We start from the raw sequence: 22,204 nt of genomic DNA, 5'->3' as shown, positions 1-22,204 counted from the left end.
CCCGCGCCGGAGGGTGTAGCGCACCCGGATGACTACCGATGACGACGCGCTGATCGCGGCCGCGCGCGAGGCCGCGACCCGATCCTATTCCCCCTATTCCCGCTTCCCGGTCGGGGCCGCGCTGCGTTTCGCCGATGGCCGCGTGGTGACGGGCACCAATGTCGAGAACGCCAGCTACGGCCTTGCGCTCTGCGCCGAAACGGTGGCCGCGGCCCGGGCCATGGCCGATGGCCTGCGCGGCGGGCTGGAAGCGGTCGCGGTGACCGGCCCCGGCGCGCAGCCGATCACGCCCTGCGGCCGCTGTCGCCAGGTCCTGAACGAGCTGGCGGCGCTGGGCGGAACCGATCCGCTGATCCTGTGCGTGGGCGAGAGCGAGGTGCGGCGCATGCGGCTGAGCGCGCTCCTGCCCGAAGCTTTCGGCCCCGCCAGCCTGGACTAGCAGGCGGCGGCGGGGTGCCGCCTGCGAAAGGCCGCCCGGTCAGCCCGCGCCGTCGAGCCACTCCAGCAGGGCGCCGAGGCAGTCGCGGCCGAGCTGGCGGCAGCGTTCGGGCGACCAGTTCTGCTCCGGGTCGGGCAGGTCGTCGTTGTCCTTGTACGGCATTTCCAGCGTCATCGCCGTCGCGCCGAAGCGGTGGGCGACCTGGGTCGTGCTCATCGACAGGTTGGCCTGCCCCGGCTGCGCGGGGACATAGCCTTTCTCGGTCTGGAAATCGGGCGTGCGCCGGTCGAGGATCGCGCGATAGCGGGTGAAGCCGGCGTAGTGATCGTCGGTCAGCCCCGGAAGCCCCTCGTACCCGGCAAGAAAGACGGCCGGGATCGCCTCGTCGCCGTGCACGTCCATCGCGAAATCGACGCCGGTTTCGTCCATCGCGTTGCGCAGCGCCAGGACCTCGGGCGAATTCTCCGCCGTCGGGTTGTCCCACTCGCGGTTCAGGTTCACGCCCCTGGCGTTGGTCCGCAAGTGTCCGCGGCGCGAGCCGTCGGGGTTGCAGTTGGGCACGATGTGGAACCGGCACCGGGCGCGCAGCGCGCGGGCGATGGGGTCGGCCGGGTCGGTCAGCCGTCCCAGCGCCCCTTCCATCCACCATTCGGCCTGCGTCTCGCCCGGGTGCTGGCGGGCATAGAGCCAGACCTGCTTGTCCCCTTCGCCCATTTCGAGGCAATCGATCGGCTGCCCGTCGAGCGTCGTGCCCAGGCAGCGACAGGAAACCCCTTCGCTCGCCGCGCATTCGGCGACGAGATCGTGATGGCGTTCCATCGAATAGGGCGCGAAATAGGCAAACCAGGCCAGGTCGCTGGCGGGGGTGTAGCGCACGGTCAGCGTGCCGCCGTCGGCGTCCTTGTCATAGCTCGACGCGGCGGTCGCCCAGTATTCGCGATCCTCGCTGACGCGGCAGTTGTATCCCGGCCAGCCGAGCGGATAGGCGGAGGTTTCCAGGTCGGTGATACGCAGCACCAGCTCGCGCCCGGCGGCCCCGCTGACCCGGAAATGGAACCACTGCTTGAATTCCGACATGTGGTCCGCCCGGATGGCGAGCGTGGCCCCCGCGCCATCGACCGACAGCACTTCTATGTTGCCGCCGTCGAAATTGCTGTCGATCTGGATATTCTGCCCCGTCACTCGCGAACCCTTACTTCTATCGTTTCACCGTTGTTGCCGGGGAAATCCCGGAACAGCGCCTCCGCCACTGCCGCGGCGCTGGCGGTCGTATCGGCATATCGTGAATTGTCGCTTACCGAAAATTGCGCGCGACCCTCCCAATATGTCGCGCCGGACCGTTTGTCACGGATCATCACACCGATCCGGGTGCCGATCATCTCGCGCGGGCCGCCGCCCAGGTTGATGCCGATTCCCACGCCCGCGCTCGAACCGTAGCTGCCGGTCGATCCGCCGACGCCCACGCTCACCGGCCCGCGCCGCCGCCCCTCGGGCCCGGTGGCGAAGCGTTCGACCCGCACTTGCGCGACCTGGTCGGCACCGGCGCGCGGCGCCTCGCGATAGCCGAGCCGGACCAGCTCGCGCGCGACCGCCTGCTTGTAAGGGGCGAGGGCAAGCGAATCGGGCTGGCTGCCGGGCGCGGTCTCGACGAAGACGGTCCCGCGGGCGAGGCGGTCGCTCGCCGCGGGGGCCACGAACCGGGTCACTTCGACCGGCCCGGTCACGGCCGGGGTCGCGCATCCGGCAAGGGCGGCGAGCATCGCAGTCGCCGCGACGAGCGAAAGCTTCCTGGGCTGGGCATGCATGGCACGTTTCCTCCTGGCTGTGCCCCGCCAACGCGCGAGGGGGGCGGTCCGTGCCCGGCGGGGCGCGCCGGCAAACGGTTCCTTTACCATCGCGGGCCTAGCACGTTTTCATGGACAGCAAGCCCCCCGTACTGGTGACCGGCGGTGCCGGGTACATCGGCAGCCATGCCGTGCTCGCCCTGCTCGATGTCGGGTGGCCGGTGGCGGTGGTGGACGACCTTTCGACCGGCTTCCGCTTCGCCGTGCCGCCCACCGTGCCCTTCTACCGCGGCGACGTGGGGGACGAGGCGCTGCTGGCGCGGATCTTCGCCGAGCAGGGGACCGGGGCGATCATGCATTTCGCCGGGTCGGTCGTTGTGCCCGATTCGGTCGCCGACCCGCTTGGATATTACGACAACAACACGGTGAAGAGCCGCGCGCTGATCGCCGCGGCCGTGCGCGCCGGGGTGCCGCACGTCATCTTCTCCAGCACCGCGGCCACTTACGGCACGCCGGGCGGCGGCCCGATCACGGAGGATACGCCGCAACAGCCGATCAACCCCTACGGCTGGTCGAAGCTGATGACCGAACGGATGCTGGCCGACGCGGCGGCCGCTCACCCGATCACATATGGCGTGCTGCGCTATTTCAACGTCGCGGGGGCCGATCCGCAGGCGCGCACCGGCCAGTCGACCGCCGGGGCGACCCACCTGGTCAAGGTCGCCTGCGAGGCGGCGACAGGCCAGCGCAGCCATGTCGATGTCTATGGCACCGATTACGACACGCCGGACGGCACCGGGGTGCGCGATTTCATCCACGTCAGCGACCTGGTCGCGGCCCACGTCCTCGCGCTGGAGGCGCTGATCGAACGGCCCGGCCGCTCGCTCACGCTCAATTGCGGTTACGGGCGCGGCTTCTCGGTTCTCGAGGTGCTCGACGCGGTCGACCGGGCGACGGGCGGCCGGATAGAGCGGTGCCTCTGCCCGCGCCGCGCGGGCGATCCGGCCTCGGTCGTCTCGGACCCGGCGCGGATTCGCGCCACCCTGCCGTGGCGGCCGCAATATGCCGACCTCGAACAGATCGTGTTCCATGCCCTGCAATGGGAAAGGGTGCGGGCCGAGCTGCAGCAGGCTGGCGAAGAGCGCCGCCGGGTCGGGTCGGCGGCCTGAGCCGCCAGCCTGAACGCTTGACTTTGCCCCCGCCCGCCCCTAGGCGCGCGGCTTGATTTTTCCGGCATCGGGGGCCATCTCCGGTGCCGATTTCGTTCCCGGGAAAGACCAATGAAGATCCGCAACAGCCTCAAGTCGCTCAAGAACCGTCATCGCGATTGCCGGGTTATCCGTCGTCGCGGGCGCACTTACGTCATCAACAAGACCAACCGCCGTTTCAAGGCCCGCCAGGGCTGATGCCGGTCGCGCCGCGGCCCGTTGACGGGCGCGACGCAGATCGAACGACGGGAAGCCTCCGCGAAAGCGGGGGCTTTTTGCATGTCTGGCGCCGGCATGTCTGACAGAGGCATGTCTGACACAGGCGTGTCTGGCGCAGGCATGGCCGGCGGGGGAGCTTCCCGAATCGATGCGGTCGTGTTCGATGTCGGCCGCGTGATCGTGCAGTGGGAACTGCGCGCCCTGTTCGCCAAGCTGATCGACGATCCGGCGGAACTGGACCGGTTCCTGGCCGAAGTCGTGACCGAGCAATGGCATTTCCAGTGCGACGCCGGGCGCCCCCTGGCCGAGATGGTGCGCGAGCGGCAGGCGCAGTTTCCGCAGCACGCGGCGCTGATCGATGCCTATGCCCGGCGGTTCCTCGAAACGATCCCGGGGCCGGTGCCCGGCACGGCCGCGCTGGTAGAGCGGCTCGCGGCGCGCGGCGTGCCGCTGTTCGCGATTACCAATTTCGGGGCCGAGTTCTGGGACATGTTCCGCCCGACACAGCCGCTGTTCGACCTGTTCGGGGCGATCGTCGTGTCGGGGCGCGAGAAAGTGATGAAGCCCGACCCGGCGATCTTCGCGCTGGCGGCCGAGCGGTTCGGTCACGCCCCGCGCGCGATGCTGTTCATCGACGACAACCATGCCAACGTGGAGGCGGCGGCCGCCCTCGGCTGGCAGGTCCACCATTTCCGCGATGCCGAAACGCTCGAGCGCGACCTGGCCGGGCGCGGGCTGATCTGAACCGGCAATGGAAAAAGGGCCCCCGGCATCGCGCCGGAGGCCCTGGAGTGCCACCCTGTTCGGAGAGGACGGGTGGGGTTCAGGAAATCACTTGCGGTTGCAGCGGGCGAGGTCCTTTTCCGCCAGGGCCTTGCCCTTGGCGGTGAAGGCGGTCACTTCGCCCAGTTCGCGGGCAACGCGCTGGCACACGACGACCGGGCGCGAATTGCTCTTCGCCGCGACGCAGGCCGTGCCCTGGCACTGCCAGGCGACGCCGCCGATGATGCTGGTCCGCTCGGCCGCCGGGGTGGCGAGCTCGGCGGTATAGAAAGCCGCGCCGTTGGCGTGCGCGGGGGCCGGGGCGACCAGCGCGCCGAGCGACAGGGCGCTGATGGCGACCGCCAGCGTCGCCGCGCTGGCGGAGCGGAGGGGGGAGGAGAAGGTCATCGCACTGATCCTTTTTCGCAGAGGGCTTACATTCCGAACGAGTTTCGAATAACAACCCGTCGCGAATCGCTGCCTACCGCACTGCACAATAGGTTGCAAGCAGAAACTCAATTTCAATTTTGTGACGACGCGGCTTCGGGTTACACAAGCCGCGGGAGAATGATCCGATGGGTGACGTGAGAGAACCGCTGCGCGAACTGACCAATTGCGGTCTTCCCGAAGCGCTCGAGGTCATGGGAGAGCGCTGGAGCTTCATGATCCTGCGCGCCAGCTTCAACGGGCTGCACCATTTCGAAGAGTTCCTGAGCGAGCTGGGCATTGCCCGCAACATCCTTTCCAACCGCCTGGCCAAGCTGGTCGAACACGGCATCCTCGATCGCCAGCCGTGCCCCGACGACCGGCGGCGGATCGAATACCGGCTGACCGCCAAGGGCTCCGACCTGCTGCCGGCGATGGTGGCGCTGCGCCAGTGGGGGCAGAAATACGGCACCGAGGTGGTGGAGGACCCGGTCCTCGTCGACGACCGCGACCGCCTGCCGATCGGCCCGACCGCGATCCTCGCACACGACGGGCGGATCCTGGCACACAAGGATCTGCGCCTGGTCAAGCCGGACCGGGTGGGCCTGCGCGAAGACGGGTCGCGCGCCGAACCGGGGGAACCCCTGGCGAGCGGCGACATGGCCTATTACGGCCGGGCCCAGGCCGCCGAGTAAGCCCCGAGGCCCTTTGCCAGGTTGCGCGATGTCCGCCGCCTGACGGCCGGCCCGGCTAGGCGCGCGGCGGCTGGCGGCGATAGGACAGCGCCTCCGCCACGTGGATCCGCCCCGTCCGGGGCGCACCGGCGAGGTCCGCGATCGTGCGCGCGACGCGCAACATGCGAGTATAGCCGCGGGCCGAAAGCCGCATTGCCTCCGCCGCCTGCAGGAGGAGCGCGCGACCCGCCTCGTCCGGCGCGGCGAAGCGTTCGAGCGCGTCGCCGTCCAGCTCCGCATTGGTGCGTGCGCCGGTTTCGGCCTGCCGGCCCGCCTGGACCGCCCGGGCCCGGGCCACGCGCGCGGCGACTTCGGCCGATCCTTCCGCCGACGGCGGCAGGGCGAGGTCGGCCGCGCTGACCGGATCGACTTCGACGTGCAGGTCGATCCGATCGAGCATCGGGCCCGAAACCTTGCCCTGGTAATCGGCCGCGCAGCGCGGCGCGCGGCTGCAGGCCAGCGCCGCGTCGCCGAGATGCCCGCAGCGGCACGGGTTCATCGCCGCGACCAGCTGAACGCGCGCCGGATAGCTGACGTGGGCGTTGGCGCGCGCGACATCGACCCGCCCCGTTTCCAGCGGCTGCCGCAGCGAATCGAGTACCGCGCGCTGGAACTCGGGCAATTCGTCGAGGAACAGCACGCCGAGGTGTGCCAGGCTCACTTCGCCCGGGCGCACTTTCAGCCCGCCTGATAACTTCCACTAATGATGCGACTCAGGCGGGTGCGTTTTGCCCCAATTCGAGCCCTTTTGTGAGACGGCGCGTCCATTTCGCCGGCTCGAAATCGGCGTGGTCATAGTCGGTGAGACTAGTTGACCACGTCCGGATAACTCCCTCTGCGCGAAGCAAAAAGCCCGCGCGCACCAGCGCCGAAACCGGCTTCTACAGCTTTCGAAATGGCGCAAATAGGGTCGCCTTCCAATCCTCGATCGAGCGTGGATTCGTCCAACTCTGCGACTTTGCGAACGAGGTGCGGCACATTTCATGGGAGCCCTTTTCCATCGAATTCCGCGATCTCGTCGACAACCGGACACGTGTCTATACACCTGACTATCTCGTCGAGATCAATGATCGCGAGGGCCAGCGCTACCGCTACATCGTCGAGGTAAAGGAGCGCCGTGAAGCCGATCATATTGCGGCGGCGGGAAGCGCGTCGGCCGCAGGACGAGCGCATATCGCGATGATGCGCTGGTGCCGGGAACAGACAGACTGCTCGTTCCTCTTGGTTACCGACGAGAAGCTGATCGAGAAGGGTTTGCCGAATGCGAAAGCAATTCTGGACCGCGCGAGCCACAGACCGGAGCGATCGTTGCTCGACCTCATACTGTCGGGCAGGCTTGGCGAGTTTCCGGCGACGCTCGGGTCGGTAATCGCGAACGCCGAGCGTTACGCATATGAGAGGGGCGAGATCATTTCGGCGGCGCTGCACGCATGTGCCATCGATGAACTATGGTTCGATATCACGCGCACGTGGGATGAGGAGGCAATCCTGAGGCGGGGGTCGCGTCGGCGGGTCTTTCTGCGATGACCTTTATTGAGCGTGGTCCTTGCCTCGAGATCTAACGGTCGACGTCCTTCGCCTGCGGATTGATGCGTAGAGTGAAATCTCGTGGCAGAGCTTCCCAGTCGTGCTGGGCCTCGATTGCACCCTGCTTGCGGATCTTCCTGGCCTTCGGGACGGCCGTGCGCCAGCTTTGCTTCGATCGGACCCGCCGCGCATAGCGGAACTCGATGGTGCGAGCGTAGTCGTCGATCGCGTCGAGCAGGGGGTGATGATGTTCCGGAATGCCCTCGAACAGCATGTTTGGGAGCGCTTTCCGATATCGCCCGCAGATCGTCGTCCACGCAATCTCATCGCCGATCTCGTCGCACCATGCGAGCATGAAGACGATTGCCTCGAGCGTCTCGAAAGCGCTGTATCGCAGCAGGTAATCAAGCGCCGTTTCTAACCGGACGGCGGGATCGATCTCGCTCCGATCTGCACCGTAGCCGAGCGCGAGCAGGCATGTGCGATACGGATCGGACAGCTGCCTGATCGCTACCCTCAAACCGCCCGGTGCCAATTCGCGGCGCATCAGGATCTGCGCCATCGGTCCGCGAAGCATCGCCGCTGTTCCGGGAAAGCGTCCGTCCAACCGATCGAGAACGGAGTTTGGCACATCGCTGCGAATACGACGCTCGCCCAAGCGATAATGCCGTAAGGTATCCTTCCCGCAATTGAGCCCGGTTTTGATCCATTCCGCGTCGTCGGGCGTCGCACGAAAGTCGACACAGGCCATGACCCACCGGGTCAGGATCCATTCGGTCGACGCTCTTTTCCGATATGCCATCGCTCTTCGATTCGCAGGCGGGTCAAGCGACGATTTTGGCCCCAATAACGTCGTTTGGACAAGCGTGACGGCCGTGACATGCACGACAACTGGCGATTCTCCGGTTCGGAAAGGAAGAGCGACAACATGGCTTCGAAGGCGTCGGGTACCAAGCTGGCGGAACACCTGGTTGATGGATCGGGACCGTTTCTGACCGGCGAGGCGCTATGGAAATCCCTCGGGTTTCCCAGTGCGGCAGCCTTTCGCAAAGCCAAGGAGCGCGGACGCCTCGGCGTTCGCGTGTTCAAGCTTCCGGACCGGAGCGGAACCTTCGCCTTCACCCAGGACGTGGCTGAGTGGCTGCGCGCGATCGACAAGGAGAAAATTATGTAAACAGCCAGTGCCTGAGAACTAAACTTCACCAGCACGAAATGGAAAAAGCCTGACTCCGAAGAGCCAGGCCTTTTCGGGATACGAGGACCCCTAAGCACCCTTGTCATCGCCGAAAAGCCGCCCCGAGTCAAGCGCCATCGCGCGCTTGGCGCCGGTCGCGCGCACCCTTTTTCCGGCTCGTGCTCCATTTTCGAAAGAAGGAGTACGTTGAAATGACCGATCTCAAGAAAATCATCCCCGCCCTGCCCAAGGGCGCCGCGAAACTCACGTGTGCCGGCAACGATCGCAAGATCACGATCGACACGATCAGTGACGACGACTGGAACCGCCTCAGCTTAGAAGCGGGCGTCATCGACGCCTTCCGTTGCGGCAAGCGCACGAGTGAGAACGCGGAGAAAGCCGCACGGATGCTCGGATGGTCGAAATCTAAGTTCTACCGCAAGTTGAAGGCTTACGAAGAAGCCGGGCACGCTCTGGGGCTCTCCAAGGTGCCGATCAAGCGCCCCTGGCATTCGAAGCTCGATCCGGCGGTCGAGGCCATCTCCGAGGCCGAGCTCAAAAGGTTCCTGAGGCTGCGCTGTTACAAGGGCCAGCATGTCACTGTTTACATCGACAACGTGCGGAAGGCCTGCGCGAAGGCGGGCCTCAAGCCGCCGTCCGATCGGACCATCCGCCGCCGCTGGGAGGCTCTCGACGTACGTGTCCGTTACGCGCACAAGCACGGCGCACAGGCGGCCGCGGACAAATACGACCGCGACAAGGGCTCGACCCCGCTCTGCACCTATCCGCTCGAGCGGGTGCAGATCGACCACACTTACAGCGATGTGCATCTCATCTCCGAAGAGCTGTGGATCTCCCTCGGTCGCCCGACCTTCACCATGGTGGTCGACGAGTTCTCGCGCCTGCCGCTCGGTATCCACGTGACGTTCGGATATCCGAGCGTCGAGGAACTGGCCGAGGCGATGGCGATCGCCTGCCTACCCAAGGATGGCTGGCTCGCGGCGAAGGGCATCGATGGGATTGACTGGCCGTGGTTCGGCGTACCCTCGGCGATCTTCGTCGACCGCGGCGTCGACTTCACGTCGAAATCCTTCCATCGCGGATGCGGGAAGTGGCGCATCGACCTCTCGCACCGCTCGCAGCCGCATCATGGCGGGATCGTCGAGCGGATGATCGGGACCGCGATGACGGAAACTCGCAAGCTGCCGGGCAACACCATCTTCAGCTCGACGAGGCGGGAGAAGGATCGCATCGATCCTATCCAAACCGCGAGTCTGACCCTCAACGAATACCTCGAGAACATGGTCCGCTACTTCGTTGGCGAATATCCGTACCGCATCCATCCGGCGCTGGGGATGACGCCGGCGGAGAAGTGGAACCTGGGGGTCGCCCAATATGGCGATCCCCGGCGCGTCGACGATCCGCAGGCCTTCTATCTCGACTTCCTGAAGACCGAGAAGCGCAAGCTCGAGAAGTACGGGTTTCGCGTCAGCTACCTCAGCTACACCGCGCGCGAGCTCCAGCCTTTGCTGAACGCCGCCAAGGGGACCATGCTCAACGTCAAGCGCGAACCCGCCGACGTCAGCCGCGCGTTCGTCGAGGACCCTCGCAACGGTCGCTACATCGAGCTTCGCGACGCGCTCACCGAGGGCGCGGCGATCACCGTCGCCGAGTGGGAACGGGCGCGGGCCGACCTCAAGGCCAAGCTCGGAAAACGCGGCCGGGTGACGGCAACGGGTATTCTGGGCATCATCGAGAAGGAGCGCGCCGATGCTGCCCGCCACGCCAGGGTCGTGAACCCGAAGTCCAAGCTCGACCGGGCGAAGCAGCGCAAGATCGCCCAGAACGCTGTCAAGCGCGAGCGTGGTCGGAACTGGTTGCCGGCGCCCGAGCAGTCGCCGCTACCGCCGGTCCCGGTCGTCAGGATCGACCCCGCCAGCATCACCATCCTTCCCTCCAGTGGAGCCGTCCAATGACCTGCAACACCATCACATCCATCGACGACCTTCGCCTCGCGGACGATGCCACTCGGCTCGCCTATCTCGCCGAGCCCGACACCATCTACCATCCGCGCATGATGGAGATCGAGGATCGCCTCAGGGCGATCCTCGAGGCTCCCGAGCCGCACGAGCACAGCATCGCGGTGTTCGGGCGCAGCTACAACGGCAAGAGCACCATCTCGAAGCATTTTGCGTCGCTCTATCCGGTGCAAACCGGCATGATGGGCGATGCGGACCGTGCCGACGTGGTGCGGGTGTCGATGCCGGGCGAAGCGTCGGTTCGCGAGTTCGCGATCCGGATCCTGCGCTACGTAAGTGAGCCCTTCAACCTCCGATGGTCGACCTCGCATCTCACCTCGATGGTCTACGCGGTCCTGAGGACAATGCAGACTAGGCTGCTTCTCATCGATGAGTTCCAGGATCTTGCCAACGGCACCCATCGCAACCGCGAGGCGCTCAAGAACATGGTGAAGTCGATCGGCGAGGATTGCGGCTGCGGCGTTGCTCTCTTCGGAACGCCGCCGGGCGTCGATATCCTGAACGACGATCCGCAGCTGCAGCGCCGCTTCGAGCAGGTTGTCCTGCCGCCATGGAAACGCGGCGACGAGGCGAATGTGCTGATCCACAACCTCGAGGTGCGTCTGCCGCTGCGCAAGACGTCGCATGTGGTGGCTGATCCCAAGCTCGTCGAGACCATCCTCGAGAAGGGAGATCACGTCATCGGCCATATCCGGCGGGTGATGCTTCTCGCGGCGCGTACGGCCATCCAAAGCGGCCGCGAGGTGATCGACGCGAAGACCCTCGAGGACATGGCGTGGGTACCGCTTTCCGAGCGCGCCTGCGACGTCATCGATCGGCTCGAAGTGAAGACGTCCAGGGAATGCGAACCGGCGTGAGCCGCTGGCATATCCGTCCAAGCCCATTGCCACGGGAATCGGTCAGCTCCTGGCTGATCCGCATTGCCGCGGCAAAGGGTACCAAGCACCACTCGCTGATGAAGGAACTCGCGCCCGGCCTCGAGTTCTGGACCAGGGATGGCGATCTCGTCGCATCGCCGGAGCTCGTCCGAGCTCTGGCGGTGAAGACGGGAACACCGCTCGAGCGTTGCCGGCGCACGACGCTCGGCGCCTACGAAGGCGTTCTCGCCGAATCCATCTCCGGCGCCAACCAGTCGTTCATGGTGGTGCCACTCGGCGTGCGCCACCGGATCCGCAAGGCGCACGGGCAGGCCTTCTGTCCACATTGCCTCGCCGACGACACCCCCTATTTGCCGCTGACCTGGCGGCTGCGGCTCTTTCCGGCATACACGAAGCACGCCGCCGTGCTGATGGACGCCTGCCCGGACTGCGATGCCCCATACCAGCCACACCGCTCGGGCTTCCGCCATTGCGACGGGTGCGGCCTCGACCTTTCCGCCCTTTCCGCGTCCATCGCCGCTCCGAGCGTGCTCGTCCTGCAGGCGCATAACGAAGCGGTGTTAGACGGACGCGCGGTGGCTTGGCCCCATCTGCACGGGATCCATCCGATCGCCTTCTTCGCTATCCAGCTGGCGCTCTTCCGAGCGATCGCTGCCAAACGCTGGGGCAAGCGCGTCCGCGAAGCGCTGCATCCTTCGATCGGGGAGATCGACCTCGACTACAGGACTGCGAACCCCAGTATCCGGTCCATGACCGTCAGCGCTGCGCACGGCGTGATGCGCGGGGTCAGCCGGCTGCTGCGGGGATGGCCGTTCGGCCTCGTCGGTCCGTGCGGCGAGGCGCGCGCCTGGGCAAGCTGGATCGTGCCGGAGGAGCCGGGCGTCCAGACACCCTTCGCGCTGCGCCACGTTCTCGACACCTATCTTCGCCCTGGTTCCTCGAACGCGCGCTAGAAGTTCCGCTCGGTCGACAGGAGCAATTCGGCCCGTGCCGGGATGACCTGCGCCAGCGTCCTCGCGTCCCAGACGGTCTTCTTGTGGACGACGGTGTCGATCCGCGTGTCGAGGAAGTCGGCGCGCGGGAAGGTGCCCGATGGATCGTCGCCGCGCCGCCGACCGACGCGATCGCAGACGCTGCGCAGCGCCCGGCCAAGAAAGCTCAGCCCGTCGTCGCGGTCGAACTGCGCGACGAGCCCCATGGCGAATGCCTCGCTGGCATCGTTCCTGAGGATCTCGATGGCCCACACTATGCCGTGGTCGAAGGCGAGCGGGACGGCGGCCGCAAAGCGGGTGAGACCATTCGCGTCGGGCGCGGCGAACCCACCCCATGACGGTGGGAGCCGATAGAGCACTTCTTCGCCGCGTCCGAGATCGTATTCCGGCAGGCTCGTCGCCGAGCGATGCTCGGTCATATAGTAGCCCGCGAGGAAGAACTCCCGCATCAAGAGCGGCACGTCGTCGAGCTTCGCGATCCGCGCTTCGAGGCCCGGCGCATCGCTCGTGGCGAGGAACCGGGTCGGCAGGCTCGGGCGTTCAAAGACGACGGTCTCGACCGGCCCGCTCTCCGCCCGGGGGACCTTGCCGCCGGGTTCGGGTAGCCCCGACGACACGATCGGCGTTACGAATTCGGGACGATCCTTTTGAGGATCGAACCTTGACGGTCGGCTATCGCCTTCCGCGGCGGGGACGGTTTGCCGATCGAAGCGCATGGCAAGCTTAGCGAACTCGGGGAACAGCCGCCCGAAATCGCCGTCCAGGCGGCCAAGGCGAACGGTGCGCTTGTCCGCCGGGTAGCGTTTGACCTTGGTGCTCGACGCTACCCTGAGCTTCTCTCGCTCCGCCTCGGTGCGGAGCTCCTCGATCAGCTCGATCTGCTCGTCCGCCCGCGTATTGCGGATGCGGACGACGATATCCCTGAAATTCGGCTTGCGGTGGTCGGCGATGATCCGGTCGCAATAGTCGACCGTTCTTTCGTTTCCTGGCGGGCCGATCGCGAGCGGCTCGGTTTCGATCGTGCAGTCCATGGCGTCCCGGAACGTCAGCGCCCCTTCCGACCCGGCGGGTTCCCCGCGCATCGCCGCACCGACCCGCCGGAAGAAGAAACGGATGTAATCCGCTAGGTCGGGATTGGTGAGCAGGAGCGCGATCTGCAGCGTCGCGGTCGCGTTCTGAAACGGACGCAACGGCGTGATGACGTAGGTACCGTTCTCGTCGATTCCGGTCTCCGCCTCGTCGACGAACATGCCCGCGAGGCTCTTCTGCGAGACGATGGAGCGCAGCGAAAGCGTATCGAGCAGAAAGCTGACCCCCGAGCAGATGAACCGGAACTGCTCGCCGTGGGCCAAACCGAGGGGGTGTAGGGCCTCGATCTGGTCGATGAACACCTTCTCGGTTTGGCGGATCGACAGGTCGAAGGGTTTGGCGTGCTTCTGCGGACTGACGAGGGTCGGGCGCTCGAAGTCCCAAATCTCGACTTCGTCGCCCAGAAGGATCGTTCTGCGGGTTCGTCGGCGACCGCGATTGCGCAGCATCATCGCTTTACCCGAGCCGAACAACGTGCCGATCGGGAACATCGCGAAATCCGACAGCGGTACGTGAAGCGACGATCCGACGGCGCCTGCGGTCGTAATGCTTCGGAGCAAGCATTTGGCCTCGAGAAGATGTTCGAAAGCCGGCGACGTGCGGAAGTTCTGATACCCGGCGAGGTAGTGGATGCCCGGTTCGCGCTGCAGCTGAATGAAGCTCATGCAACTAGGATATCACGCAGCCCCAAGATCGGTAGGTCGTAGGCGCATCGCGTATGCATACGATCAAGATTCGAAATTGACGACTGGTAAGCAGAGGGGGGATGTAGGTTTGGCAGTCAAGCCTTAATCAGTCTTAATCACCTGGCTCTTCGAAAAATTCGAGGAACCTAGCTGCGTTCGGACTTAACGCGAACTTCCCCAGGCTGAGCGTCTTACGGGTAACAGATCGATGCAGAAACTGGGCCGCAAGCCGACTGTCCGATGTTAGCGGCGTGAGCGCACAAGGCTGCCATTCAGCTAATGACTCAACCGAAATTCGACGGGCTCGCCGACCACGGCTTAATAAAACCAGGGCGCTATCGCCATGATCACGGCGCCTGAGACGATTGCAGCTGCAACCCAGCGAATGTCGGCACTCGCGCGGCTGCGATCCGAAGGCGATGAAGCCGGCGGCGTTCTGTCTTGCTCCAACCGGCGGATCGCTGCCCGGATCAGGCGCGGCGCATCATCTCCGATCTTGAGCAATTCCCAGGCGACGCCCTGCAGAACGGGAGCCCAGTGCTCGGGCGACAACCGCGCTTGCGCGATTCGAAACGAAGAGCGTCGCATGGCATGCGTCAGGTCGAAATCCGGTTCAATTTTCGATAACACGCCGTCCATCGTGATCAGCGCCTTGAAGATCAGGAGAAGATCGGGTGGTAACGTCATGCGCTCGTCGCGCATCAGCCCTAGGAAATCGGTTACCATGGCGCCCAGAACCAATCGACCGCTGCCATGGCGCGCGATCAGCCGTTCGGATGCGGAGAGCACGCGGTCGGCCGGAACGTCGTCGCCCACTGACCACCGCGTCAGCACGTCGGCGAGCTGCGCGGGGCTGCCAGTGCTGAGCGCTTGCACGAAGCTGACGAATTCCTCTCTCCTGCGCGGAGATACATAACCAACCATGCCCAGGTCCAGCAGAGCTATATGGTTGCCCGGCAGGCAGAGAAGGTTCCCCGGGTGCGGATCGCCGTGGAACCGGCCGTTCACCAATATCATGTCGAGCACCATGTCGGCGCCCAGCGCTGCTATTCTGGTCGGATCGAGCCCTGCAGCGACCAGAGCCTGCGCATTGCTCGGCGGCACACCGTTTATGTAATCCATGACGAGCAACGTCTCGGACGTCCATTCCCAGTGGATTTCGGGCACAACGACACTGGGCTCGTTCGCGAAATCCGTCCGCAGACGATCAGCATTGCGCGCTTCATTCGTGAAGTCGAGTTCCTCGACCATCGCGTCCGCAAGCTGCCGCATCATCCGGCTCGGTCCGAAGCGCTTGGCTTCGGTGCTGCCGCGTTCCGCAAGGGTCGCAATATGCGCAAGGAGCCGGATATCAGCCTCCACCCTCGGACGAATGCCGGGCCGGCGGATTTTGATCACCACCGCGCGCCCGTCGTGCAGCGTCGCACGATGGACCTGCGCCATGGAGGCCGCCGCCAGCGGTTCTGTATCGAATTCCGCAAAGGTGCATTCGGGCGCCTCACCAAGCGCCTCCTCGACAATCGGTCGCAACTCCTCGAAGGGAAGCGTCGGCGCCTTGCTATGCAATTGCTCGAGTTCGGCGATCCATTCCGGAGATAGGAGATCGGCGCGTGTCGCCAGGATCTGGCCGAGCTTCACGAAGGTTGGCCCAAGCTCTTCCATGGCAAGGCGGGTCCGCCGAGGCAGGCTATGTGACGACCCGTCGCCGGCATCGTCGCTGCCCGTCCGGTCCAGCCCTATCCGCGCCAGCAGAAGGCCGAGTCCATAGCGGGAAGTGACGCTGAATAGTTCCTCCAAGCGCTTCCGGTCCCGGCGTGCGATACGAAGGGTCTTCAACATGGCTTAGCATATGGGCACGCTGCAGCTTCTGTTCCACAGCTAACTTGCTTGGGCGATCGCGCCCAATTGTCCAAGCGGAGGAAATCTGGCGTAGCTTATCCCACGTGGTGGTTGCGTTGCGGCCATGTTGTCCGCTGCACTGAAAGGCTATTTAAGGTCCAGCGACGTCGGCGTTCCACGCTAATTTTCGGGCATCATCAATACGATATTGACTTCCCGAGTTCGACCGTCAGCACGCCTGCACTCGATGACAAATCATGGGCCGCTTCGAGACAGTCTGGTTTCGGGAGCTTTCCTAAGAAAACGGACAATCCGGTCGCGATTCAAATCGCGGCGCCGTGTCCCATCCACATCGCATTCAAAGACATGCCCACCAGCTAGCGACATAACTCACGTTCCCTGCCATTTCGAAGACAATGCCTGTCGCAATGAGGTGCAAGCGATCGCTGCCGTACTGATTTTTATCGGAATGGTTGCGCCTATCCGGTTTCGGCCTGTGCGTTACGGGCAGCAGCAATCGCCGCTGCAAGCTCTTTTGCTGGACCCATTCCCCAGTAGTGGAGGAAGTAAAACATCGGTTCACCGCCGATCATGTGGTTATGCAATGCTACGATATGGATATCCCGCTCGCGCAGTGCGCGGAGCACGGGCTGGACTTCGTCCTCGGTCATGATGAAGTCACCATCCACGGCGGCAAGGTCGTTGGTGCCCGAGAACGCCGCCCAGGTCGTAAGCCCCATCGAACCACCGATCTCAACGCCGTGCATGCGGCCTTGGCGAGCGAAGGTGTATTTCACGACACCATCGGCGATGCTTGGCTCGGTGCCCAAGATTTCGCTCAGCGCCAGGGCTTCGATCGTGCCGTTTGCATCCGGCGTCATGCCACCGAAACTGCGCTGCGGCGTCGGCGAGGCGGCGCGCACTTCCTTGATGGCATCCCAAACGGCTTTTACACCCGCTGCCATCTTGGCGGTTTCCCCATGCCCGCCGATATGCATAAAATAGACCGGCGGATCGTCGAATATGAAGTGATTGTGCAGCGCGGTGACGGTCAACCCGTTGGCGAGGGCAGCGTCCATCGCGGCTGTTATCTCATCCTCGAATACGACCGTGTCGCCCATGACCATCACTCCGCCATCGACGGGTTTGAAGGCAGCCCATGAGCCGAGACCTGCCGGGGGATCGAGGCGCATGCCGTCGACCATCACCGGCACGTCGGCGCGCGTCCAACCGATGCGTGCGACCCCATCGTCGGTCATGGTGACCTCCGAGTGCGATGCCTCGAAAATCAGTGCCTCGAGATTGCCGAGATTATCCTGCGCGTGAAGAGCCGCCGACATCGCTGATAGCGATAGAGCCAAGCCGCCGACGAACAATGTTCTGCGTAATTGCTTCATCTTAGTTCTCCTTGGATGTGATTTCAGGTGCCAGCCATCATTGCGAGGTAATACAGCGACCCAATGAGTGCGCTCACGAAGAGAACGAGCAACATCCCGATCTTGAAGCGCAGCATGGCGATCAGGGCCGCAGCGGCAATGACGACGGAGGCGACGTCGATCGTGGCGAAGTCCGGCACGAGCAGGCGTGCGCCGTAACCTCGAACCTCGTCAAGCCGTGCGAAGGCAACGTGCAGTGCAAACCAGATGGCAAGGTTTAGGATCACACCGACGACTGCTGCCGTCACCGCCGAAAGCGCCGCTGTCAGAAGCTTCACGCCGCGCAGTTTTTCGATAAATGGCGCACCAAGGAAAATCCATAGGAAGCACGGCACGAACGTGACCCACGTGACGATGACCGAAGCCGCGATGCCCGAAGCCACCGGGCCTAACATGTCTGCTTCGCGATATCCCCCCATGAACCCCACGAATTGGACGACCTGGATCAGTGGACCCGGCGTGGTCTCCGCCATGCCCAACCCATCGAGCATTTCACCGGGGGCAAGCCAGCCATGCGTCTGCACGGCTTCCTGCGCCATATAGGCCAGCACGGCATACGCGCCCCCGAATGTCACGACCGCGAGCTTGGAGAAGAAAACCGCCAGTTCCGTGAACACGTGATTTGGGCCAACAAGAAGGATCAGCGCAATTATGGGAGCTGCCCAGATGCTGCCCCAGATCAAGGCCGTGCGGACTGCTCCGCGCCATGTAGGCTGCGCTTTCGCCATACCGCCTGTATGAAGCACGGCTTCCGGCTCGCTCTCCCCGTCCTCGGTCGTTTCACGGGCGCGAATGACCAGAAAGCGTGCAGGATCGAAATGCCCTCCAAGAAAACCGACCAGCGCGGCGGCCGCGATAATCAGCGGGAAAGGTGCATCGAATGCGAATATCGCCACGAAGGCTGCGGCGGCAATCAGATACATGGGCCAAGTTTTCAATGCCCTTTTCCCGATGCGCAGCAGGGCCTCGATGACTATGGCGAGCACCGCCGCCTTAATGCCGAAGAAAATCGCCTGGACGAAGCTGGCCTCCTGAAAACTGGCATAGAGCACGCTAAGCGCCATAATGCTGAGGAAGCCGGGAAGGACGAACAGGCATCCTGCGACGAGGCCACCGCGAACGCCGTGGAGCAACCAGCCAATATAGGTGGCAAGCTGCATGGCTTCCGGTCCGGGCAGGAGCATGCAGTAATTGAGCGCATGCAGGAACCGGTTCTCGCCGATCCAGCGCTTTTCATCGACTAGAATGCGGTGCATCACCGCGATCTGGCCGGCTGGCCCACCAAAGCTCAACGCGGCTATGCGCGCCCAGACACGCACCCCATCGGAAAACGGGATCGGAGTTTGTTCTACGGAACCTGAATTAGCGGGAGAATTCATCAACGCGTCCTTCGCACACAGCTCATCGAGCCGGACTTGGGCGCATTGCCTTACCGGGCGCCGGAATAAGTGCCCGAAGTCAAACTGCTAGATCATTGATCTGGTGTTGTCAAAAGCCTTACGCGAACAGTCTGCCTTGCACTTGGAGAATGTCGGCTTTCGAGATCGGCATTTGTATCTCCGATTTCCGAATTGAGGGCACGAAGCCGCCCTCAGCTACTACCTAGTCCAGTGGCAGGTTTCAGGATCGCGACGAGACCGATCAAATGTCCAATATGAGGGCGCAAAGCTGCCGGTGTCAGCTGCGAAACACCGCTCGCCGAACGACCTAATCTAGCTTCGATAGTAGCCGACCTGCTGCGCCAGCTTCGGCAGCAAGATTGCGGTTGTATGCTAGCGGCATCTTTGGCGACTTCCACCGCAGCGCATCCATGATCCCGGCGAGCGTTTCGCCGATCGCAAACAGATCTTGGTTCAACCCGACCCGCGTCGAATGTGCACTGAATCCTGCGACCAATTTCCTCGCCTGTTCTTTGTCGAGATCGCCGAACGCGCCCGCATCGATTGCGCTAGCGATCATGCCACGCACGATTGGCGTGACCGAGCCGGGGTGCAGTGCCTTCTCGCCCACATTGTATTCAGTCCGCGCCGCAACCGCTGCCTTCGCCGCGAACTTGCGCGGATCCCAGATCGCGCGCCCTGAGATTGTATTTGGATCGATTCGCCTGCGCGCTGGCCGATCGGCGTAGCGCCGCACAATCACGCGCCGGAACACCGGCCCCTCGCTGATGTCGGCGGCATGCAGCCAAGCTTGGAGCGCCTGTACGCTGCGCGGCGAGAGGTAGGCGGTCGAGCCTTCACCCTCCTGGTCGCCCTTGTGCCGCCCGATCCGCAGTAGACGTGCATCGGGATCGAGCGCCTCGACGATATCCTCGGCTGCGACGGCGACCAACTCGCTCGCGCGCAGGCCGGTATCGTAGGCGACCGAGAGCAGCGCGCGATTGCGCAGCCCGGTGGGTGTATTATCGCAGGCCCCGAGGATCGCGCGGATATGGATGCCGCGCGGTGTGGCCTGCACCGGATCTTTGACCGCGCCGCGAAATCGCAGCGGCCGCGCCTGCTTTTGCCGTGAGCCGACATTGCGGCGATGCGCCGCGATCGCGAGCCGGCAGATCTCGTGCTTGGTGGGATCGTCGAGGTCGAGCAGCCGGTGCGCCTTGGCGATCGATGCTTTGTACCGCACCAGCGAGGCGGGCGCGGCACCCTCGCTCGCCCGATGCTTCAGCCAGTCCGCGACCATCCCGGGCGTTGCCGGAAACGCGCGAGCGTCGCTGCGGCGGCACCACAGGTCGAACGCCTCGACATCCTGCCGCAGCGCGCGGATCGAATTGGGCGCGGCCGCCTCCACGTAAGCGGCGAGCAGTTCGCGATCGACGGCGACATTCGGCGCGCGTAGCGCGAGCGCGAGGTCGGTTTCGAGCGCGGCGAGAGCGCTACCGGGCAACGCGGAGGGGGGCGAGATATCGGACATGCCGGCATAAAACTAACTCAAACAGCACACTCCGCAACATGTGATAAGTTCTCCTTATCACATGTCTATGCACGGACCGTACGAGAGAGGGAAAGCAACGTACCATTTTGCTTTCGCGCGGAATCTATAGGCGGCTACGTTCGTTAGGGTTTTCGAGAAAACGATGCCTGCAACGACAGACCCTCTCCTCGAGCTCGGAAGGCTCGACGGGCGCCTCGCCCATAGCCCGGCGCGGGTCGCCTGGACCATCCGCGCGCGTTTCGAGGGCGCCGCCAGATCCGCATGCAACGCCGGCGTGCCGATCGACGCCAACCATATCGAAGCCTGGTTCGCCGGTTCAGGTTTGCCGCCCCGTAGCGGCGAAGGGCGCAACGATCCGCTGAGCGTCGTCGCGATCGTCCATTACTTCCTCGAGAGTCTCGAACCGGACCGAGGTCCGCACGCCCGCCAAGTCCGCCGTCTGCTTGGTTCACTGATCGATCCGGAGCGCGAAGCGGCGATCTGGGCGAATGCCGATCTCGTGCACTACGGCCCGCTGTGGCGGGCGCTGCGACGGATGGCGGAAGAACCCGACCTCGAACCTACGCTCGCCTCGATCGGCGCACGCATGGCGGAGATGGGTCGACTGATCGACAGGTCCGCCGATCACACCCGCCTGGTCGCTTGGCTACCGGACGGCCGTGAGATCGCTTTCAACCACGACCATCCCAAGGCCTGGCTCGCCTACCTCATGGTCCCGGCCATGTTGCGGCGGTCAGGACTGTCGGCGCATACGCTTCCCTCGCTGGTACCGCGACAGAAGTTCCTGTGCGGTTCGGCGAAGGAATGGACCGCGGCGGTCGCGGACTGCATCGCCGAACAAGCTCCCGCCGCCTATCGGTCGCTTTGTCGGATGGAGCGGGATGTGGGCGATCTGCGCACGCGTTTCCAGCGGACCAGGCGCAGTCGGCTCGCCGAAGCGGCCGAGCTGCGGGTCGCACTGCCTTCGCTGACACGCAACAAGCTCGCGATCGCTGTGAATGTCACGCCGGCAGGCGCGGGGTATCTGATGCGTCAGCTCGAACGCTAGAAGAGCGCGCTTTCATCGAAAGCTGCGAGCGGGGCTTCCATTCCGCGCCCGATTGGCTATCACGCTCACGAACCTTTTTGCCTGCCCGACCGCATCGCCCACACGGCTCAGCGGTCGGCGGGATTGTTGTAAGCAATCGAAAGGTTCTGATCCCATGAAACCACATGCATGTTTTCGCATCTCGGTCGACGAGCTCGCGCAGGATCTCGGCAATTATGTCGAACTTGCGAAGACGCGGACGTTCGAGATTTATGATAACGGTGAAGTCGAAGTGATGCTGGTGCGCATTTCTGCAATTCCCGATTGGGACGAGCAGTTGCAGAAGAGCATCCGGACCGACATGATGACGAAGATGGAGCGAGAAGAGTTCATGACCCCGCCTGAGGATCTGAGCCATCTGCCGGACAGCTATGACGATTGGCCGGATGACACAGACTGATCGCCGTGCGCCGGCTGCTCGAAACTACCTTGAAGCGAATGGCCCGCTTAGAGTTTCGAGCCGTTGGAGTTTCGCGCCAGTGAAGCTCTGATTTTGCAAAAGGTTTGTGGTTCAAGCATCGCCCCGAGAACCTCGCGCTCGTCGCGGTCCATTTCTCGAAAGCGAGACAAGAGAGCGATCTCCTGATCGTTGAGCTCGAACAGCCGAGCGTAATACTCCTCTTCTTCGCGCTCGCGCCTGACATCGCTGTGTTGCGGGATGTTCTCGCGTTCCCAGTCCCAGCGATCTTCATACGCGACCTGCGCGTGCTGAACGACAAGAGGCATCCAGAACATCCAATCCGGGATAGCGTCGCCTTCCCGTTCGAATCGAGCCACGCGCTTTTCCGTAGCCCGATCAAATCTGCTGCCTCCGCCGGGTCCAATATAAAGATCACTTTTGACCGCGCATGAAAAAAAGGCTTTCTCCACGTCCTTATGGGACCACTTCAATACGCGGCGCTGTTCGATGAGCCAGGTTCTGGCCTCCAATGGCGTTTCCCACTTTGGTCCGGG

At 64.0% G+C, this 22,204-nt stretch carries 22 protein-coding genes and 1 pseudogene; 12 read left to right on the top strand and 11 right to left on the bottom strand.

What is annotated here, in order from left to right:
- The first annotated feature begins 28 nt into the window (after positions 1-28).
- A complete protein-coding gene (locus T8T98_RS13015) occupies positions 29-439 on the top strand; it encodes a cytidine deaminase (RefSeq protein ID WP_251104866.1) in 411 nt (136 codons plus the stop codon).
- A 39-nt stretch (positions 440-478) separates the two neighbouring features.
- Here T8T98_RS13015 and T8T98_RS13010 read toward each other — a convergent pair whose 3' ends face one another.
- Together T8T98_RS13010 and T8T98_RS13005 are read right to left on the bottom strand one after the other, a co-directional pair.
- The gene (locus tag T8T98_RS13010) at positions 479-1,621 is read right to left on the bottom strand and encodes a M14 family metallopeptidase (protein WP_251104867.1); all 1,143 of its coding nucleotides are present in this window, start codon (positions 1,619-1,621) and stop codon (positions 479-481) included.
- Complete coding sequence (locus tag T8T98_RS13005) at positions 1,618-2,244, bottom strand: DUF4136 domain-containing protein (protein WP_251104868.1); 627 nt, start codon at positions 2,242-2,244, stop codon at positions 1,618-1,620. The genes T8T98_RS13010 and T8T98_RS13005 overlap by 4 nt, the downstream gene beginning before the upstream one ends.
- A gap of 110 nt (positions 2,245-2,354) precedes the next feature.
- Between T8T98_RS13005 and galE the strand changes: the two genes are divergently transcribed.
- From galE to T8T98_RS12990, 3 genes are all read left to right on the top strand, one after another.
- Entirely contained in the window at positions 2,355-3,392 is a 1,038-nt protein-coding gene (galE, locus tag T8T98_RS13000) for a UDP-glucose 4-epimerase GalE (protein ID WP_251104869.1), read from the top strand.
- Positions 3,393-3,503: 111 nt separating this feature from the next.
- On the top strand, positions 3,504-3,629 hold the full coding sequence (ykgO, locus tag T8T98_RS12995) for a type B 50S ribosomal protein L36 (RefSeq protein ID WP_007165381.1): 126 nt from the start codon (positions 3,504-3,506) through the stop codon (positions 3,627-3,629).
- A gap of 111 nt (positions 3,630-3,740) precedes the next feature.
- Positions 3,741-4,394, top strand: a complete 654-nt coding sequence (locus T8T98_RS12990) for an HAD family hydrolase (protein WP_251104870.1) — start codon at positions 3,741-3,743, stop codon at positions 4,392-4,394.
- A gap of 87 nt (positions 4,395-4,481) precedes the next feature.
- On the opposite strand, the gene T8T98_RS12985 is transcribed toward T8T98_RS12990, so the two are convergent.
- On the bottom strand, positions 4,482-4,820 hold the full coding sequence (locus T8T98_RS12985) for a CC_3452 family protein (protein WP_251104871.1): 339 nt from the start codon (positions 4,818-4,820) through the stop codon (positions 4,482-4,484).
- Between the two features lie 167 nt (positions 4,821-4,987).
- Between T8T98_RS12985 and T8T98_RS12980 the strand changes: the two genes are divergently transcribed.
- On the top strand, positions 4,988-5,533 hold the full coding sequence (locus tag T8T98_RS12980) for a winged helix-turn-helix transcriptional regulator (RefSeq protein WP_160733995.1): 546 nt from the start codon (positions 4,988-4,990) through the stop codon (positions 5,531-5,533).
- Positions 5,534-5,588: 55 nt separating this feature from the next.
- Here the strand turns inward: T8T98_RS12980 and T8T98_RS12975 are convergent.
- Positions 5,589-6,266, bottom strand: a pseudogene (locus T8T98_RS12975) (ATP-binding protein); the annotation flags it as partial.
- A 107-nt stretch (positions 6,267-6,373) separates the two neighbouring features.
- On the opposite strand from T8T98_RS12975, the gene T8T98_RS12970 reads away from it, so the two are divergent.
- Entirely contained in the window at positions 6,374-7,099 is a 726-nt protein-coding gene (locus tag T8T98_RS12970) for a TnsA endonuclease N-terminal domain-containing protein (RefSeq protein ID WP_049762493.1), read from the top strand.
- 31 nt (positions 7,100-7,130) lie between these two features.
- On the opposite strand, the gene T8T98_RS12965 is transcribed toward T8T98_RS12970, so the two are convergent.
- Positions 7,131-7,901, bottom strand: coding sequence for a hypothetical protein (locus T8T98_RS12965; RefSeq protein WP_011415090.1), 771 nt, complete (start codon positions 7,899-7,901; stop codon positions 7,131-7,133).
- A gap of 78 nt (positions 7,902-7,979) precedes the next feature.
- On the opposite strand from T8T98_RS12965, the gene T8T98_RS12960 reads away from it, so the two are divergent.
- From T8T98_RS12960 to T8T98_RS12945, 4 genes are all read left to right on the top strand, one after another.
- Positions 7,980-8,273 (top strand): hypothetical protein, encoded by a 294-nt coding sequence (locus tag T8T98_RS12960; protein WP_011415089.1) that lies wholly within the window; start codon positions 7,980-7,982, stop codon positions 8,271-8,273.
- Positions 8,274-8,485: 212 nt separating this feature from the next.
- On the top strand, positions 8,486-10,249 hold the full coding sequence (locus tag T8T98_RS12955) for a Mu transposase C-terminal domain-containing protein (protein ID WP_011415087.1): 1,764 nt from the start codon (positions 8,486-8,488) through the stop codon (positions 10,247-10,249).
- Positions 10,246-11,169 (top strand): TniB family NTP-binding protein, encoded by a 924-nt coding sequence (locus tag T8T98_RS12950; protein WP_011415086.1) that lies wholly within the window; start codon positions 10,246-10,248, stop codon positions 11,167-11,169. Before T8T98_RS12955 ends, T8T98_RS12950 begins: the two co-directional genes overlap by 4 nt.
- On the top strand, positions 11,154-12,143 hold the full coding sequence (locus T8T98_RS12945) for a TniQ family protein (protein WP_322295692.1): 990 nt from the start codon (positions 11,154-11,156) through the stop codon (positions 12,141-12,143). The genes T8T98_RS12950 and T8T98_RS12945 overlap by 16 nt, the downstream gene beginning before the upstream one ends.
- Here the strand turns inward: T8T98_RS12945 and T8T98_RS12940 are convergent.
- The 5 genes from T8T98_RS12940 to T8T98_RS12920 all read right to left on the bottom strand — a co-directional run bounded on the left by T8T98_RS12940 (position 12,140) and on the right by T8T98_RS12920 (position 20,142).
- On the bottom strand, positions 12,140-13,936 hold the full coding sequence (locus T8T98_RS12940; protein ID WP_011415084.1) for a hypothetical protein: 1,797 nt from the start codon (positions 13,934-13,936) through the stop codon (positions 12,140-12,142). The two genes, T8T98_RS12945 and T8T98_RS12940, sit on opposite strands and share 4 nt — an antisense overlap.
- A 339-nt stretch (positions 13,937-14,275) precedes the next feature.
- Positions 14,276-15,796, bottom strand: a complete 1,521-nt coding sequence (locus T8T98_RS12935; protein ID WP_011415083.1) for an ABC1 kinase family protein — start codon at positions 15,794-15,796, stop codon at positions 14,276-14,278.
- A gap of 479 nt (positions 15,797-16,275) precedes the next feature.
- Positions 16,276-17,193 (bottom strand): DUF1259 domain-containing protein, encoded by a 918-nt coding sequence (locus T8T98_RS12930; protein ID WP_041685280.1) that lies wholly within the window; start codon positions 17,191-17,193, stop codon positions 16,276-16,278.
- A gap of 23 nt (positions 17,194-17,216) precedes the next feature.
- The gene (gene chrA, locus T8T98_RS12925; RefSeq protein ID WP_041685277.1) at positions 17,217-18,611 is read right to left on the bottom strand and encodes a chromate efflux transporter; all 1,395 of its coding nucleotides are present in this window, start codon (positions 18,609-18,611) and stop codon (positions 17,217-17,219) included.
- Between the two features lie 328 nt (positions 18,612-18,939).
- Entirely contained in the window at positions 18,940-20,142 is a 1,203-nt protein-coding gene (locus T8T98_RS12920; protein ID WP_011415080.1) for a tyrosine-type recombinase/integrase, read from the bottom strand.
- 295 nt (positions 20,143-20,437) lie between these two features.
- Here T8T98_RS12920 and T8T98_RS12915 point away from each other — a divergent pair, with 295 nt between their 5' ends.
- Complete coding sequence (locus tag T8T98_RS12915; protein ID WP_322295691.1) at positions 20,438-21,211, top strand: hypothetical protein; 774 nt, start codon at positions 20,438-20,440, stop codon at positions 21,209-21,211.
- A gap of 154 nt (positions 21,212-21,365) precedes the next feature.
- Entirely contained in the window at positions 21,366-21,650 is a 285-nt protein-coding gene (locus T8T98_RS12910; protein WP_011415078.1) for a hypothetical protein, read from the top strand.
- Between the two features lie 47 nt (positions 21,651-21,697).
- Here the strand turns inward: T8T98_RS12910 and T8T98_RS12905 are convergent, their stop codons facing one another.
- Entirely contained in the window at positions 21,698-22,180 is a 483-nt protein-coding gene (locus T8T98_RS12905) for a hypothetical protein (protein WP_041685275.1), read from the bottom strand.
- Between the last annotated feature and the right edge of the window lie 24 nt (positions 22,181-22,204).

The organism is Pelagerythrobacter marinus, assembly GCF_034375205.1.
Taxonomy (GTDB): Bacteria; Pseudomonadota; Alphaproteobacteria; order Sphingomonadales; family Sphingomonadaceae; genus Pelagerythrobacter; species Pelagerythrobacter marinus.
Note: the sequence above shows the minus strand (reverse complement) of the source record. Positions and strands in the feature narration are given on the sequence as shown.

Excerpts from the sequence above, each read along its gene's own strand:
- T8T98_RS13015 (WP_251104866.1), top strand. The coding sequence starts at position 29 with ATGACTACCGATGACGACGCGCTGATCGCGGCCGCGCGCGAGGCCGCG.
- T8T98_RS13005 (WP_251104868.1), bottom strand. The coding sequence starts at position 2,244 with ATGCATGCCCAGCCCAGGAAGCTTTCGCTCGTCGCGGCGACTGCGATG.
- galE (WP_251104869.1), top strand. The coding sequence starts at position 2,355 with ATGGACAGCAAGCCCCCCGTACTGGTGACCGGCGGTGCCGGGTACATC.
- ykgO (WP_007165381.1), top strand. The coding sequence starts at position 3,504 with ATGAAGATCCGCAACAGCCTCAAGTCGCTCAAGAACCGTCATCGCGAT.
- T8T98_RS12990 (WP_251104870.1), top strand. The coding sequence starts at position 3,741 with ATGTCTGACACAGGCGTGTCTGGCGCAGGCATGGCCGGCGGGGGAGCT.
- T8T98_RS12985 (WP_251104871.1), bottom strand. The coding sequence starts at position 4,820 with ATGACCTTCTCCTCCCCCCTCCGCTCCGCCAGCGCGGCGACGCTGGCG.
- T8T98_RS12980 (WP_160733995.1), top strand. The coding sequence starts at position 4,988 with ATGGGTGACGTGAGAGAACCGCTGCGCGAACTGACCAATTGCGGTCTT.
- T8T98_RS12965 (WP_011415090.1), bottom strand. The coding sequence starts at position 7,901 with ATGGCATATCGGAAAAGAGCGTCGACCGAATGGATCCTGACCCGGTGG.
- T8T98_RS12960 (WP_011415089.1), top strand. The coding sequence starts at position 7,980 with ATGCACGACAACTGGCGATTCTCCGGTTCGGAAAGGAAGAGCGACAAC.
- T8T98_RS12955 (WP_011415087.1), top strand. The coding sequence starts at position 8,486 with ATGACCGATCTCAAGAAAATCATCCCCGCCCTGCCCAAGGGCGCCGCG.
- T8T98_RS12950 (WP_011415086.1), top strand. The coding sequence starts at position 10,246 with ATGACCTGCAACACCATCACATCCATCGACGACCTTCGCCTCGCGGAC.
- T8T98_RS12945 (WP_322295692.1), top strand. The coding sequence starts at position 11,154 with ATGCGAACCGGCGTGAGCCGCTGGCATATCCGTCCAAGCCCATTGCCA.
- T8T98_RS12940 (WP_011415084.1), bottom strand. The coding sequence starts at position 13,936 with ATGAGCTTCATTCAGCTGCAGCGCGAACCGGGCATCCACTACCTCGCC.
- T8T98_RS12935 (WP_011415083.1), bottom strand. The coding sequence starts at position 15,796 with ATGTTGAAGACCCTTCGTATCGCACGCCGGGACCGGAAGCGCTTGGAG.
- T8T98_RS12930 (WP_041685280.1), bottom strand. The coding sequence starts at position 17,193 with ATGAAGCAATTACGCAGAACATTGTTCGTCGGCGGCTTGGCTCTATCG.
- chrA (WP_041685277.1), bottom strand. The coding sequence starts at position 18,611 with ATGAATTCTCCCGCTAATTCAGGTTCCGTAGAACAAACTCCGATCCCG.
- T8T98_RS12920 (WP_011415080.1), bottom strand. The coding sequence starts at position 20,142 with ATGTCCGATATCTCGCCCCCCTCCGCGTTGCCCGGTAGCGCTCTCGCC.
- T8T98_RS12910 (WP_011415078.1), top strand. The coding sequence starts at position 21,366 with ATGAAACCACATGCATGTTTTCGCATCTCGGTCGACGAGCTCGCGCAG.